This is a genomic window from Streptomyces sp. S6, assembly GCF_054880855.1.
In genome coordinates, this window is the sequence record NZ_JBTYMC010000155.1 from 1 (window position 1) to 15,300 (window position 15,300).

At 71.1% G+C, this 15,300-nt stretch carries 10 protein-coding genes and 2 pseudogenes; 4 read left to right on the plus strand and 8 right to left on the minus strand.

The features are described 5' to 3' along the window. Window positions 1-325: 325 nt before the first annotated feature. The gene (locus ACVNF4_RS21195; RefSeq protein WP_461804432.1) at window positions 326-1,195 is read left to right on the plus strand and encodes a DUF4429 domain-containing protein; all 870 of its coding nucleotides are present in this window, start codon (window positions 326-328) and stop codon (window positions 1,193-1,195) included. An 8-nt stretch (window positions 1,196-1,203) separates the two neighbouring features. Here the strand turns inward: ACVNF4_RS21195 and ACVNF4_RS21200 are convergent, their stop codons facing one another. Next, complete coding sequence (locus ACVNF4_RS21200) at window positions 1,204-1,998, minus strand: class II aldolase/adducin family protein (RefSeq protein ID WP_461804433.1); 795 nt, start codon at window positions 1,996-1,998, stop codon at window positions 1,204-1,206. Between the two features lie 174 nt (window positions 1,999-2,172). Between ACVNF4_RS21200 and ACVNF4_RS21205 the strand changes: the two genes are divergently transcribed. Next, on the plus strand, window positions 2,173-2,646 hold the full coding sequence (locus ACVNF4_RS21205; RefSeq protein WP_461804434.1) for a pyridoxamine 5'-phosphate oxidase family protein: 474 nt from the start codon (window positions 2,173-2,175) through the stop codon (window positions 2,644-2,646). A gap of 69 nt (window positions 2,647-2,715) precedes the next feature. Here ACVNF4_RS21205 and guaA read toward each other — a convergent pair whose 3' ends face one another. After that, window positions 2,716-4,290: a glutamine-hydrolyzing GMP synthase gene (gene guaA, locus ACVNF4_RS21210; protein ID WP_461804435.1), complete on the minus strand. Its 1,575-nt coding sequence runs from the start codon at window positions 4,288-4,290 to the stop codon at window positions 2,716-2,718. A 437-nt stretch (window positions 4,291-4,727) separates the two neighbouring features. Here guaA and ACVNF4_RS21215 point away from each other — a divergent pair. Beyond that, window positions 4,728-5,012 (plus strand): annotated as a pseudogene (locus tag ACVNF4_RS21215) (chorismate mutase); the annotation flags it as partial. A gap of 593 nt (window positions 5,013-5,605) precedes the next feature. Here ACVNF4_RS21215 and ACVNF4_RS21220 read toward each other — a convergent pair. Beyond that, a complete protein-coding gene (locus ACVNF4_RS21220) occupies window positions 5,606-6,742 on the minus strand; it encodes a hypothetical protein (protein WP_461804436.1) in 1,137 nt (378 codons plus the stop codon). Window positions 6,743-6,967: 225 nt separating this feature from the next. Between ACVNF4_RS21220 and ACVNF4_RS21225 the strand changes: the two genes are divergently transcribed. Then, the gene (locus tag ACVNF4_RS21225) at window positions 6,968-7,969 is read left to right on the plus strand and encodes an LPXTG cell wall anchor domain-containing protein (RefSeq protein WP_461804437.1); all 1,002 of its coding nucleotides are present in this window, start codon (window positions 6,968-6,970) and stop codon (window positions 7,967-7,969) included. A gap of 86 nt (window positions 7,970-8,055) precedes the next feature. Here the strand turns inward: ACVNF4_RS21225 and ACVNF4_RS21230 are convergent, their stop codons facing one another. The 5 genes and pseudogenes from ACVNF4_RS21230 to ACVNF4_RS21250 form a co-directional block, all read right to left on the minus strand. Continuing rightward, a complete protein-coding gene (locus ACVNF4_RS21230; RefSeq protein WP_461804438.1) occupies window positions 8,056-9,852 on the minus strand; it encodes a GMC family oxidoreductase N-terminal domain-containing protein in 1,797 nt (598 codons plus the stop codon). Between the two features lie 9 nt (window positions 9,853-9,861). Continuing rightward, window positions 9,862-11,481 carry a succinic semialdehyde dehydrogenase gene (locus tag ACVNF4_RS21235; RefSeq protein WP_461804439.1) on the minus strand — a complete coding sequence of 540 codons (1,620 nt, stop codon included), beginning with the start codon at window positions 11,479-11,481 and terminating at the stop codon, window positions 9,862-9,864. Between the two features lie 144 nt (window positions 11,482-11,625). Then, entirely contained in the window at window positions 11,626-12,606 is a 981-nt protein-coding gene (locus tag ACVNF4_RS21240) for a serine/threonine-protein kinase (RefSeq protein ID WP_461804440.1), read from the minus strand. Between the two features lie 111 nt (window positions 12,607-12,717). Beyond that, window positions 12,718-14,601, minus strand: coding sequence for a serine/threonine-protein kinase (locus ACVNF4_RS21245; RefSeq protein ID WP_461804441.1), 1,884 nt, complete (start codon window positions 14,599-14,601; stop codon window positions 12,718-12,720). Between the two features lie 144 nt (window positions 14,602-14,745). Next, window positions 14,746-15,300, minus strand: a pseudogene (locus tag ACVNF4_RS21250) (serine/threonine protein kinase); the annotation flags it as partial.

A 15,300-nucleotide genomic window follows, 5' to 3' on the forward strand; every position in this document is an offset into this window, starting at 1 on the left:
CCCCGTGCGGACACCCGCCGCACGTGCACCCGCCCGCGTGCCTGCCCCCGGAGCCCCCGGCGCCCACGCCTGCCACCTGCCCCGCCTCCCGCACCGCCACGCCCGACGACCGCCTTCCCGCGACCAGACAACTCCCGTGCGACGAAAGCGAATTGTGCCCTACAGGGACCCATGTGCGCCGACCGGCCCAAGGGGCGACATGAACCGACACCGAAGCGGCCGGCACAACCGTCCCGAACCACCGCGAAACACACACAAAGAGAGCCCACCCGATCCCAACCACACACCCCGCACCCCCTGTTGACCCCCCTGGGACAATTCCCCTATGGCCGAGATCATCCAGCGCGACGGGACCTGGGCCTTCGACGGGACGACGGTGAGGATCACCCCGGGCCTGCACCGCAGCGTCCCGCTGTTCCGGCAGACGTACGGGGAGGTCGCGGTCCCGCTGGAGGCGGTCGCCGGCGTCGTCTACGAACCGGAGCGCAGGCGGGGCAGGTTGCGCATCCGGCTGCGCGAGGGCGCCGACCCGCTGCTCCAGGCGACCGGCGGCCGGCTCCCCGACCCGGCCGACCCCTACCGTCTGACGGTCGATCAGGACGACACGGGAACCGCCGAGTTCATCGCCGAGGAGATCCGCAACGCCCTGCTCCTCGATCAGATCCCGCAGCACCCGACGGGGACGTACCTCCTGCCCGGTCCGCCGGTCCCGGTCTCGGTCCGCTCCTCGGACGGCACGGTCTCCTTCGACGGCAGCCGCATCCGTATCGACTGGGCGGACACCTCGGACCGGGTGAAGCGCGCGACGGGCCCGAGGGTGATCGCCGTCGGGGACGTACTGCGGGTCGAGTGGATGCCTAACTCCGGTCACGACGACGGGTTCTTGAGGTTCGTCACCCGTGACACCGTCTTCTCGAAACTCCCGCCGGAGAAAGACCCCTACACCCTGGACCTGTGGGGCAACACCCGCCGGGACCTGCTGACGGCGCTCGTCGCGACGGCCGTCACCGCCCGCACCCCGCACCCGTCCACCCGCCCGCACCGCGAGCAACTCCCCGCCCCGCCCGTCCAGTCGGCTGACCATCACGACGTACTTCTGCGCAGACTGCGGGAGTTGGGTGAACTGCACCGCGCGGGGGTGCTCACGGACGAGGAGTTCGCGAGGACGAAGTCGGTGATCCTCAGGGGCTTTTAAAAGAACACCTAGCCCAGCAGATCCGGCTCACTCCTGCTGATGTCCTGCCACAGCGGCTGATAATTGATCCACGCCACCAGATCACCCCCCGCCTGCTCCCGCGTGGCAGCCGCCTGCCGCCGATCCACCAGCACCGGCCGCCCCGCCGCCCGCGCGGTCAACTGCACCTGGCTGGACCGCTCCATGGAGAGAAACCACCACGCGGCGGCGTCCACGGAATCCCCCACGGTCAACAACCCGTGATTACGCAGCACAAGCGCTTTCCGCGAGCCCAGCGCGGCGGCGATCCGCCGCCCCTCCTCCGCGTCGACACTCACCCCGGTGTACGCGTCGTACAGCGCGTGGTCCTCGAAGAACGCGCAGCTCTCCTGCGTGATCGGATCGAGCAGCTCCCCCAGCGCGGCGAGCGCCCGCCCGTACACGGAGTGACAGTGCGCGACGGCGACGACGTCCGGCCGCGCCGCGTGCACCTGCGCGTGCACGGTGAAGGCGGCCTGGTTGACGTGGTGACTCCCCTGGACGACCTGCCCCTCGGAGTTCGCCAGCACCAGATCGCTCACGGTGACGTGCCGGAACGGCATCCCGAACGGGTTCACCCAGAAACAGTCGCTGAACTCCGGGTCCCGCGCGGTGATGTGCCCCGACACCCCGTCCTCGAACCCGAGCCTCCCGAAGATCCGGACGGCTCCGGCGAGCCGTTCCTTTCTGTGGCGCCGCTCGTCCTCCAGCGACTCGTGCATCGGCGGCATGGCGAACCGGAGTTGGTCGGTGGGCAGGGGGGAAGGCGGTGTGGGCCCGGACATCGGTCCTCCAGCAAGGGGCTTCTCTACAGAGCCGGAAGTTACCGTCGGTCAGCACAGAAAGGCAGGGTCGTTATGCAAAGATGACGATTCCCGTCACGAAAAAACGAGCCGTTCAACGGAAACACGCCGTTCAACCGACAGAAGATGTCGGGATTCGGCACGAGACTCGACCTCATGACGACGAACTGGTCCGCATTCCGCACCGCCGAACCCGCCCTCGCGACGACCGTCGAGGAGAGGTTCGCCCAGCACACCCACCATGTCCTCGCGACCCTCCGCAAAGACGGCTCCCCACGCACCAGCGGTATCGAAGTCCGCTTCCACGACGGTGAGTTGTGGCTCGGCATGATGCCGGGCTCCCTCAAGTCCCGTGACCTGAGCCGCGATCCGCGTTTCGCCCTCCAGGCCAACCCCGGCGAAGGCACCGGCATGGGCGGGGGCGACGTCCGAATCTCCGGGCGGGCACTGGAGGTCGGCGACGGCCCGCTGAAGGCGTCGTACGTGAAAGAGGTGGAACCGCCGGAGCCGTTCCACCTCTTCCGCGCCGAACTGACCGAGGTGACAAGGACGTTCGTCGAGGACGAGGCCTACCTGGTCATGGAGTTCTGGCAGCCGGGACAAGCCCTGCGCACGATCAAACGCGCGTGACTACTCCCACTCGATGGTGCCCGGTGGCGGTTCACCTCCGCGTCAGCAGAGAGCCGGGCGCGATCAAGCTCACTCCCACTCGATCGTCCCCGGGGGCTTGGAAGTAACGTCCAGCACAACCCGGTTGACGTCCCGCACCTCGTTCGTGATCCGCGTCGAGATCCGCGCCAGCACCTCGTACGGCAGCCGCGACCAGTCGGCCGTCATCGCGTCCTCGGAGGACACGGGGCGCAGGACGATCGGGTGGCCGTAGGTGCGGCCGTCGCCCTGGACGCCGACGGAGCGGACGTCCGCGAGCAGGACCACCGGACACTGCCAGATCTCACGGTCGAGACCGGCGGCCGTCAGCTCCTCGCGGGCGATCGCGTCGGCCTCGCGCAGCAGGTCGAGGCGGTCCTTGGTGACCTCGCCGACGATGCGGATGCCGAGGCCGGGGCCGGGGAACGGCTGGCGCTGGACGATCTCCTCGGGGAGGCCCAACTCCTGGCCGACCATGCGGACTTCGTCCTTGAACAGCTTGCGCAGCGGTTCGATCAGCTTGAACTCCAGGTCCTCCGGGAGCCCGCCGACGTTGTGGTGGGACTTGATGTTCGCGGTGCCGGTGCCGCCACCGGACTCGACCACGTCCGGGTAGAGCGTGCCCTGCACGAGGAACTCCACCGCCGGGCCCTCGTCCGCGATGATGTCGGCCTGGGCCTGCTCGAAGACGCGGATGAACTCGCGGCCGATGATCTTCCGCTTCTCCTCGGGGTCGGAGACCCCCTTGAGCGCGTCCAGGAACCGCTGCTCGGCGTCGACGACGACCAGCTTGGCGCCGGTCGCGGCCACGAACTCCTTCTCGACCTGCTCGGTCTCGCCCTTGCGCATCAGGCCGTGGTCGACGTAGACGCAGGTCAGCTGGGAGCCGATGGCGCGGACGACGAGGGCCGCGGCGACCGCGGAGTCGACGCCGCCGGAAAGACCGCAGATGGCGCGCTTGTCGCCGACGAGCTCACGGATCGCCGTGACCTGCTCCTCGATGACATTGCCAGTGGTCCAGTCCGGCTTGAGGCCCGCACCCCGGTACAGGAAGTGCTCCAGGACCTGCTGGCCGTGCGTGGAGTGCATGACCTCGGGGTGGTACTGGACGCCGTAGAGCTTCTTCTCGTCGTTCTCGAAGGCGGCGACGGGGACGACGTCGGTGGACGCGGTCACCACGAACCCCTCCGGCGCCGCCGAGCACGCGTCGCCGTGCGACATCCACACGGCCTGCTCGGCCGGGGTGCCCTCGAAGAGGGTGGACGACACCTTCGAGACGTGCAGGTCGGTACGGCCGTACTCGCGCGCGCCGGTGTTGTCGACCGTCCCGCCGAGGGCGCTCGCCATCAGCTGGAAGCCGTAGCACATGCCGAACACGGGGACGCCGGCCTCGAAGAGCGCGGCGTCGAGCTGTGGGGCGCCCTCCTCGTACACGGACGACGGTCCGCCGGACAGGATGATCGCCGCCGGGTTCTTCGCGAGCATCTCCGCGACCGGCATGGTGCTCGGCACGATCTCGCTGTACACCCTGGCCTCGCGGACCCTACGGGCGATGAGCTGGGCATACTGCGCGCCGAAGTCGACGACCAGAACGGTGTCGGGGGCGGCTGGGGTCGCTGATGACACGGGGGCCTTCCGGCGGTGGGGCAGGGTGTGTACGGCCGATTCTAGCCGGGGCGGCCGGGGAGGGGCCGGGGTGTCCGAGGAGGCCGGGGGCGGGCAGGGCCGGAGGGCCCCGGAGAGAAGCCGCAGGCGGACCGGGTACGAAGGGACCGGACCTCCTCAACCACCCCGGTACCCCTTCGCCCCTGGCCGTCGGCAGACCCGGGCGCCAAGGGCCGGAGAAGAGCGGGACCGGCCAAGGGTGGGGCCCGTGGCATACTGGCCGCATGTTCACGCCCACGACCTTCCTCTTTACCTATGGCACCCGGCCCACCGGCTGCCATGGTCGTGTCGCATGAGCTGAAGCGACTTCCCAGGCGCCCCGGGCCGACAAGGCCCGGGGCGCCTGTCGTTTCTCCGGGTCCTGCCGTTCCGGGGCGCACCGAGATTCCAAGGAGCCCCGTATGACCGCCCTCGACACCACCGGCGCGAAGACCGCCGAGGCCGCCGGCATCATCGCCGGCGCGCGCGATCGCATCGACGCCCTCGACGACCGGATCATCGGCCTGATCCAGGAACGCGTCGCCGTCTCCGCCGTCGTCCAGGACGCCCGCATCGCCTCCGGCGGCCGGCGCGTGAACCTCTCCCGCGAGATGGAGATCCTCGCCCACTACAGCGAGGCGCTCGGCAAGCCGGGGACGGCGCTGGCGATGACGTTGCTCGAACTGTGCCGGGGCCGCATCTGAGGCGGGCCGACGTCGCATCTCGCGTTCCTCGCAGATGAGTTCGGGCCCTCCCTCACCCGTACGGCGCGTGACCGGCCCCGGCGGCCGTCGTTGGTACCGGTGTCCGTGCCAGCCAGGCGCGGGCCCGGAAGAACCACGCGTGGCTCGTTGGAGCGATGAGACGTACGGATCGTGCCGTGCGTCGTGGGACCTCGCTCCAGAGTGATGACCGGACGGCAGGGGACAGCAGCCCGGTCATCCAAGAGAAACGGTCGGCCTCGGGGACGCCCGAGGCCGACCGGCGGAAAACTGCAAAAATCTATGAGGGCCGGGTCAAACGGTTGCGGCAACCGCGTTCATCCAGCACGATGCGTACAAGCTCCACGTCCCCCCACGAAACACCGCAACGCCGTGCACGGCGAGGCGGTAGAACCGGAACGTCGACTGCCAAAGGTCCAGACCAGTGCAGATCGGCGGCGGACGGGCCGGCCCACGCACCACCCACACGGCGCACCCCCCGGCGCCGTTCCCGGGAGGCACCGGCGCTGCCCTGACGCCGGTGCTGACGAAGAAGGGCCCCGCGGCTCCGTCCCGCGGGGCCCTTCCCCTTTTCCTCACACCCTCGACACCGTCCCGCAGGGCTCGTCCTGCGACCCCTTGCCGATCTCCTTGCTCCGGTCGTACGGATCCTCCTCCGGCCCCGACGGCGTCGGCCCGGACTGCAGGTCCGAATTGAACTCGGGATGGAACCACCCGTCGTTCACATCACAAGCGCTGTTGCCGCTCGACATGTTGTAGCGGGAGAGGAAGAGCGTCCCCGGGGTCACCTTGTAGCGCGCGGGATCGGACAGTTCGACGTCCAGGACACGGCGGACGATCGTCCGGGTGGCCTCGGCGTTCCCGTCGGCCTTCGGGGTGCTCGCGCGGACGACGGGATAGACGAAGGTGTAGTCGGCGTGGGCGACGACGGTGCCCTCCTCCCCGGCGGCGAAGGTCATGCGCCCGCGCGTCTTGACGACGTTCCCGGCGAGCCGGATCTCGGCGGGGTCGAAGCGGCTGAACAGCAGCAGCGGATCGTTGTCCTCGGTCGGCTTGAGCACGGCCTCGCCGAACAGGCGGTGGACGTCCTCCTGCATGGGGTCGAGGATCTTCCGCGCGGTCTTCGGGAGCCCGCCTCGCAGGGTCGCCGGATCGAGGTTCGTGTCGATCAGGAGGGTCCGCGTCCTCGTCAGCAGGTCCTGGACCTGCTTCTTCGAGAACCCCTTCACCGCCGTCGCCTCCGGCGCCACGATCCCGGCCGCGCCGTCCGCCCACCGGAGCGCGGGCGAGCCCGCGAAGGGGCGGGCCTGCGTGGGGGCGTCGGGGTCGACCTCGCCGGGGGCACCGCTGGGGGCGGCCGTCTCGGGCGGCAGCGGGGTCGCGGCGACGTCCCCCGTACTCCCCGTAGTACCCGTGCCGAAGGGGTCACCCGGGATGACCGACGGCTTCATCGCGACGACGGCCAGCGCGGCGGCGAGCGGGATGCCGACGAGCGCCCACATCCGGCGTCGCCTGCGCGCCCGGCCGTCCATCTCGCGCCAGGCCGGACCTGTGCGCCAGCCCTCCGGAAGCTCCCCTCGCGCCTCCTGCTCCTTCAGTCGCGCGGTCACCATCCGGGCCCGCGCGGACGGCTCCTTCGGCGCGTCGCGAGCGGCCCCCTCCTCGCTCTCCCGAAGGAACTTCTCCCAGTCGTCGTCGGATATCTCAGGCACGGCGGCCTTCCCCCTAGGTCTCAAGCGTGACGCACCCCTACGCCAGAAGGACGTGATGCAGGGCACATGAAAATCGCGTGAGAAACCGTACAACCTTTCCCATCCGCAACGGATCAAACCTTGCGTAACACGGGCCACACCCGCGCCCCCCAACGCGGAAGGTCTCCCGCCCGACACGGCACACCACCCGGGTGCGCCGTGCCTGACATCAAGAGGTCTTCTTCCATGAAGCTCCGCCGCGCCATAGCGGTAGCCGCCGCGACGGCCGCCCTGTCCCCCATCGCCCTGCTCTCCGCGCCCGCCGCGTTCGCGGAGGACGGCAGCGCTTCGCCGTCGCCGAGCGGGTCGGCATCCGAGACGGCGTCGTCGTCCCCGTCGGCCGAGGCCACTCCCAGCGGCGATGCGAGCACGCCCGCGAGCGGCACGCCCTCCGCCCCGGCCGCCGACAAGGCGTCCGGCACTCCGTCGGGCACGCCGAGCGGTACTCCGTCCGGCACGCCGAGCGGGTCGGCGTCCGCTCCCGCCGATGTCGACTACTGCAAGAACGTCGACGCGGGCGACGAGGACGCCCTCGGCGGCATCAGCGAGGCCCTGAGCAGCGGTCTGCACGGGCTGCCGTCGAAGGTGGTGGCCGGCAGCGGCTGGAAGAACTTCACCTTCAAGATCTCCAACACGGGCGACCGGACGATCAAGAACATCAAGCCGATGCTCGGTGTCGGCGCGATCTCCGAGGACGCGGACTACTCCACCAAGGTCACCCTCCAGATCCTCCAGAAGTCCACCGGCACCTGGAAGACGCTGGCGGATGCCTCGGGCGAGGGCGCCACGCTCTCCGCGATCACCCTCGACAGCGGCCGGTCGACGTCGTACAGCCTCCGGCTGAACGTCGACGGCAAGGTGCCCGCCTCTCTCGGTCTGAGCGGCGGCATCGCAATGTACTCGGACTCCGAGGGCTGCTGGGTCTCCGACGACCCGAACCTCTGGGTCTACGAGTTCGACATCCTCGCCGCCGGCTCCGACGCCGGTAAGCCGAACGACGCCAAGCCCCAGACCGGCGGCACCAAGCCCGTCAACCTCAGCGACGTCGACGCCACCGGCACCCTCGCCGAGACCGGCGCCGGCTCCGCGCTCCCGATGATCGGCCTCGTCGGCGGCGCCGCCGTGGTCGCGGGCGCGGGCGCGCTGTTCCTGGTCCGCCGCCGCAAGACGGTCGGCAACCACGCGTAAACGCGTACTGAACCAACACAGGGTCCGGTTTCGAGGGCCCGCGGAGGGACCTGCGCTCGGAGGGGGGCGCGGGTCCCTCTGTCGTTTCAGCCCCGCTCGGCTTTGGGCGGCACCACCGGCATCCCCAGGAACGGCAGCCTCAGCGCCCCGAACGCGTCCTCGGGCACCGCGGGCGACTTCGGTTCGACGGCCGCGACCCGTTCGTACGACGTCCCCTGTGCCGGACGGGCGTCCGGCTCTCCCTTGTTCGGCCAGTACGCCATCGCCCGCTCGGCCTGCGCGGTGATCGTCAGCGACGGGTTCACCCCGAGGTTCGCGGAGACGGCGGCCCCGTCGACGACGGAGATCCCGGGGTACCCGTACAACCGGTGGTAGGGGTCGATGACGCCGCTCTCCCGGGAGTCCCCGATCGGGCACCCCCCGAGGAAGTGCGCGGTGAGCGGAGTCCCCATCAGCTCCCCGACGTTGGACCCGGCGAACCCGTTGATGTCGGCGGCGATCGCGGACGCGGCCTGTGAAGCGGCCCTGATCTGCTGGGGGTTGGGCGCCCCGTGCCCCTGACGGGCCGTCAACAGGCCCCGCCCGACGCCGGACGGCTTCAGGTATGTCGTCAGAGAGTTGTCCAGCGACTGCATGACGAGCCCGATGATGGTCCGCTCCGACCACTTCCGGTTGGACAGCGACCGCAGCAGCAGCATCGGATGCCGGGCGACGTGCGCGAGCCACCCGGCGACCCTCGACGACCCTTCCGCGTAAGGGACTTGGACGATGGACAGGCCGCCCATCGCGTTGGACCCCTTGCCGTAGCGCACCGGCTCGATGTGCGTGTTCGCGTCCGGGTGCACGGACGACGTGATGGCGACCCCGCGCGTGAAGTCGAGTGTCCGTCCCGTCGCCTTCCGGTACCGCCGCTCGTCGGTCTGCGCGCCGACGAGGGCCTCGGAGTTGGTGCGGGTCAGCTCCCCCAACCGGTCGGAGAGATGAGGGAGTTGGCCGTTCGCCTTCATCCGGTGCAGCAGCGTCTGCGTGCCGTACGTCCCGGCCGCGAGGACGACCTGGCGGGCCGTGAAGATCCGCCCCCTGCCCTTGCGCCTGTTGTCGGTGGGCAGCGTCGCGACCGCGTACCCGCCGCGCGAGTCCTCGGTGACGGAGACGACGGAGGTCATCGCGTGCACCGCCGCCCCGGCCTTCTCCGCGAGATACAGGTAGTTCTCGTTCAGCGTGTTCTTCGCGCCGTGCCGGCACCCGGTCATGCACTCCCCGCACTCGGTGCAGGCCCGCCGCTTGGGCCCGGCGCCACCGAAGTACGGGTCGGCGACTTCCTCACCGGGTTCGGCCGTCGGCGCCTCACCGTCCGCGTCGTCGCCGTCCCCGAAGAAGACGCCGACCGGCGCCATGTGGAAGGTGTCGCCGACGCCCATGCGCTGCGCGGCGGCCTTGAGGTGGACGTCGGAGGGGGTGACGGTCGGGTTGAGCCGGACGCCCAGCATCCGCCGGGCCTGGTCGTAGTACGGCCTCAACTCCTGTTCCCAGTCGGTGATTTCTCTCCACTGGGGGTCCTCGAAGAACGCTTTCGGCGGTACGTAGAGGGTGTTGGCGTAGTTGAGGGAGCCGCCGCCGACCCCGGCGCCCGCCAACACCATGACGTTGCCCAGGAGATGGATGCGCTGGATGCCGTAGAAGCCGAGCTTCGGCGCCCAGAGGTAGTTCCTGAGGTCCCAGGAGTTCTTGGGCAGCAGATCCCGGGCGAACCGGCGCCCGGCCTCCAACACGCCTACGCGGTAACCCTTCTCGGTGAGGCGCAGCGCGGTGACGGACCCGCCGAAGCCGGAGCCGACGACCAATACGTCGTAGTCGTACGGGTCTTGGGGGTGGTCGGACATGCGGGCCTCCTAGCGGAACCGGAACGCTTTCATCACCCGCAGGCTCCGGCTCATGAAGCGCGCGTAGCTCTCGTCGTCCATGCCGAGGGCGGGGCCCATCGGCAACAGCCGCTGGTGGGCGACGGTTTGGGCCTCGGTGTACTTGAGGATGCCCTCGGAGCCGTGGCGTCGGCCGAGCCCGGAGTCCTTCATGCCGCCCATCGGGGACTGGACGCTGCCGTAGGCGGGCGCGTACCCCTCGTTGACGTTGACGGTCCCGGTGCGCAGCCGCGCGGCGACGGCCCGACCGCGTCGGCCGTCCTTGCTCCAGACGGAGGAATTCAGGCCGTACGCCGTGGAGTTGGCGGCCTCGATCACCTCGTCCTCGTCGTTGAACCGGTAGACCGAGACGACCGGCCCGAACGTCTCCTCGCCGCACACGGCCATCGGCGTCTCGACGCCGTCGAGGATGGTCGGCTCGTAGAAGTACGGCCCGATGTCGGGGCGTTCGGCGCCGCCCGTGACGACGGTGGCCCCCTTCGCGACCGCCTCCTCCACATGCCGCTTCACCGTGTCGAGCTGCCGCTGCCCGACGAGCGAGCCCATGTCGGCGCCGTAGGCGAGGGAGTTGCCGAGCCGCATCACCCGGGTGCGGGCGGCGAACCGGTCGAGGAAGACGTCGGCGATCGACTCGTGGACGTACAACCGCTCGATGGAGATGCAGAGTTGACCGGCGGAGGAGAAACAGGCGCGGACGGCGCCGGCGGCGGCCTTCTCGACGTCCGCGTCCTTCAGCACCAGCATCGCGTTCTTGCCGCCGAGTTCGAGCGAGACGCCGACGAGGCGGCTGGCTGCGCCCTGGGCGACCTCGCGGCCGGTGCGGGTGGAGCCGGTGAAGGAGACGTAGTCGGCGTGCCGGACGACCTCGGGGCCGACGACCGGGCCGTCGCCGAGGACGACCTGGAAGACCTCGGCGGGCAGCCCCGCCTCGATCAGCAGGTCCCGCGCCCACAGGGCGGTGAGGCACGTCTCGGTGTCGGGCTTCATGACGACCGCGTTGCCCGCGACGAACGCGGGGATCGCGTCGCCGACGGACAGCTCCAGGGGGTAGTTCCAGGGGGCTATCTGTCCGACCACCCCTCGGGGATGACGCAGCTCGGTGACCTTGGTCAGCGTGGGGATGGCACCCGTATGCCCCTTGGCTCTCAGGTACGACGGTCCCTTACGACCGTAGTGCCGGGCGGCGACGGCGACGGCCTGCACCTCTTCGTGGGCGTGCAGCCGGGCCTTGCCGGTCTCCAGCTGGATCAGGTCGAGCACCTCCGCCTGGCGTTCGAGGACCAGGTCGTGGAAGCGCAGCAGGACCGCCGCCCGCTCTTTGACCGACGTGGCCGCCCAGACGGGCTGCGCGGCGCGGGCCCGCTCGAAGGCGAGCGCCACATCCTCGGGGGTCGACTCGGGCAGGTCGGCCAGCTTCTCCCCGGTGAACGGGGTGTGGTTGGCGGTCCGCCCGGAGCCCACGACGCCCTTCGTGAGCTGCGCGACCAGTTCGGGGGTGACCACGTCCGCCGCCGTGCGCACCCCGGCCGGGGCCGGGGCGACGGGGTTGGTGCGGGGCGGGGCGCTGCTCTGAGCCTGCGAGTCCGTCATGACGCGCAGGGTATGCCGCCGCCGCCCCTTTGGGTACCCGCCGGTAACGCGGATTCACCGCACCCGCACACCGCGCCAGCGTTCACTGGCAACGAACCTGCTGATCAGGGGGTTGTCCCGAGTACGACGGCCGGTGGCCCCACGTCAGCCGAAAAGCCAGCCGAGCGGGAACGGCCGCCGCCGCTCGGGCACCTCGGACTCGAAGCCGTCCCCCTGAACACCGGCCTCCTGGACACCGCCCCGCACCTCACTCCGCACCCCCTCCTCGGCCGCACCGCCCCGCGCATCCCCCTCGACACACCCCCCGGAAACCGCTCTCAACACCTTCTCCACCGACTCCGCCCCCACCCGCTCCGCGGGCTCCGGCACGAGCAACCCCGCGAGCAGCGGCCCCAGTTCACCCGCCCGCTCGGACACGGGTACCTGCCCCGCGAGCACCGCCGCCCGGGTCTCCCCGGCCGTCGCCCGCCGGAAGGGCGACTCCCCCTCGACGGCCGCGTACAGCAGCACCCCGAGCGACCACAGGTCCGACTCCGGCCCGGCGTGCTCCCCCGAGAGCCACTCCGGCGCCGCGAACTCCAGTTCCTCGACGGGGGTTTCGGCCTCGTACCCGTGGGCGATCCCGAAGTCGGTCAGGACGACGCGCCCCTCGTCCCCGACCAGCACATGAGCCGGCCGCACATCCCGGTGCACGATCCCCACCGCGTGGGCGGCCCGCAGCGCTCCCAGCACCGCGACTCCGACCCGTGCGGCCTCGACGACACCGACGGGCCCTCGCTCAAGGACGTCCCCGAGCGACTCCCCTTCGACCAACTCCCGGACCACCCAGGGGATTTGGTCCTCCCCCTCGGCAAGGACGTCGTGTATGACGATCGCGCCCGGGTGCTCGACCCGGGCGGCGGCGCGGGCCTCGCGGTAGAGCCGGTGGGCGGCCCGCCGGTACTCCTCGTCACCCGGCCGGCCCGGCAGCCGGGGCTCCTTGACGGCGACCTGTCTCCCGGAGGTCTCGTCGCGGGCCCGCCACACGGTCCCCGCCCGGTCACCCCCGATCCGCCCGAGCAGGCGGTAACGCCCGCCCACTGTCCAGCCGTCCCCGTCGCCCCCGGCGCCCCGGTCGTCGTTCATGCCACATGACTACCGTGCGGGGCCCCAGGTTGTCGACGCGGGCCTGAACCAAGGGAGTTCAAGCCCAGCCCGAGGAAGTTCGGGCCTGGCCCGGGGGAGTTGGGGCGGGGACTACGACCGGTCGGCCTCGCGCCAGCTCTTCAGCACCGCCGTGAACTGCTTGGCGGCCGTCGCCCAGTCGTCCGCCGGGGACGACACGTAGATGGCGTACTCCGTGCCGTCGTGGGTGATGTACGTCTCCTCGATCGCCCGGCGCGGCCCCGGGTACGGGGTGTCCTTGGCGAGGGCCGTCCAGGTGTACTCCCACTCCGAGCCCTTGCGGTCCCGGTACAGGTTCTCCTCCAGCTTGACCCGCTGGTAGTCGCGGAGCCGCTGGAGCTGCTTCTCCAGGTCGAGCTGGTGGGTGTGCGGGTCGGCGTAGTCGGGTGAGACGTCCATGGCGATCCGGACGAAGTGCTTGCCGTCGTCCGGCGTGTAGTCGATCTGCTTGAGGTCGCCGTCGTCCTGGAAGATCTCCCGCTTCCAGCCCTTCGGCAGGGAGAGCCCGAACCCGAGCGGGTCGTTGACCTCGACCCATGAGTCGGGCACGGTCCCCTCGATCGCGGACGGGCTGCGCGAGGGGTCCGGGGGCGCGGAGTTCTCCGTCTGCCGTCCCTCGTTCAACTTCTGGAACGCCACGGCCGTCCCCCCGCCGACCAGCGCGGCGAGCACGACGACCAGGACGAGCGTCCGCCGCCGCCTGCGCCGGGGCGGCGGGGTCTGTCCGACGCCGTTCGCGGTCTGGCCGATGACCACCGGGCCCGGCTGCCCCGCAGTGTGCGCCTGCGGGCCGGCCCCGTACGACGGCGTCCCCGTCGCACTGTCCAACGCCCCGCCCCCGTACGGAGTTCCCGCCCCGAAGCCACCGGGGAGCGACCCGCTCCCGGAACCGCCCTCCGGACCGAACCCACCCCTCACGCCTCCGCCGGTACCGAACCCGGCGCCGCTCCCCGTCCCGTCGTTCCCGCCACCGGCGGCCCCGAACCCGGCACCGTTGCTCCCGCCGACGGCACCCGTGCCGGTCCCTCCGAACCCTGCCCCGGACCCCGAGTCGAAGCCCTGCCCCTCGGTCCCCTGCCCGCCGGTCCCGTACCCGCCGCCCCCGAACTGCGTCGGCACATACGCCTGCGCCCCGTCGGGCCGCCGCCCCTCCGCCGCCTCCGCGAGCAGTTGCTCGGCCTCGGCGGTGCCGGGGCGCGTGGCGGGGTCCTTGCGCAGGAGCGCGGTGATGACGGGCCCGAGCGCCCCGGCGTGCTGCGGATCGGCCGCCTCGTCCTGCACGACCGCCTGCATCGTCGTCAGCGGGGACGTCCGCCGGAAGGGCGAGCGGCCCTCGACGGCGGTGTACAGCGTGGCGCCGAGTGCCCACAGGTCGGAGGAGGGGCCGGGGTCGTTGCCCCGTACCCGTTCGGGCGCGAGGTAGTCCACCGACCCGACGACCTCGCCCGTACGGGTGATCGTCGTGTCCCCGTCGATCTGCGCGATGCCGAAGTCGGTGAGCAGCACCCGCCCGTCCTTGGCCAGGAGAACGTTGCCGGGCTTGACGTCACGGTGCAGCACGCCCGCGGAGTGCGCCGCGCGCAGCGCCCGCAGCACCCACAGCCCGATCCGCGCGGCCTCGGCGGGCTCGACCCGCCCGTCCTCCTTGACCGCGTCGGCGAGCGACCGCCCCTCGACCAGCTCCATCACGATCCAGGGCCGGCCGTCGTGTTCGAGGACGTCGTGGACGGTGACGACGGCGGAGTGGTTGATCCGCGCCGCGGCCCTCGCCTCGGCCCGGGTGCGGGCCAGCAGGACCGCCTGGTCGGCCTCGGCGACGTAGAGGGCGGCGGTCAGCTCCTTGATCGCGACGGAGCGGTGCAGCAGCTCGTCGCGGGCATGCCAGACTCGCCCCATGCCGCCGCTCCCGATGGAGTCGACGAGCCGGTAGCGGCCCGCGAGGAGCTGGCCCTGCATCTGATTCACGTTGCCCCGCAATGCTGTTGTCAGGCTCAGCGTAAAGACCGCTCGACGTCCGTGGAACCAAAGAAGGCCCACGGAGACAGCACTGTGACGGTTGTCGCTTCTCCCGCGCGCGGGGAACCCGGCGCATACCGGGGCTCAGCCGGTGTATCGGTAACTCTCCGCCGCCTGCTCGTACAGCCGCGTCACCTCGTCCCGCTCCGCCTCCGGCCCTCTCACCTGGACGACGTGGTACCGCCCCGCGATGAGGATCGCCCGGTTGCGCACGAACAGTTCCCGCCCGGTGTCGTCCGTCCAGGTGAACTGTCCCTCGGCCATCTTCCGCTGCCCGATCTGGATGTTCCGCAGCCCGGACGCGGTGGCCCAGCTGGACGCCCGGTAGGGCTCCAACTCGCCCTCCTTGTCCCGCTGGTAGGCCATCGGGTCGCTCCCGTTCGCCGAGGCGCTGTCCCGGCCGGGGACGACGATCAGCTCGAAGTCGCCGTGCGAGTAGACGACCTGCCCGCGCCCGTTCTTCGGCGAACGGTCCCACCCGTCGGCGACGGCGACGGCGAACCCGGCGCCGTCCTTGCGCAGCGTGAACCCGTCGGCGACGTCGGCGCCGGACCCGGCCTGCGTGGACGTGCCCGCCGTGGTCTCGTCGGTCCCCGGCGTCGACTGGTCGGGGCGGGGTTCGCTGCTCGCGGGCGGCGG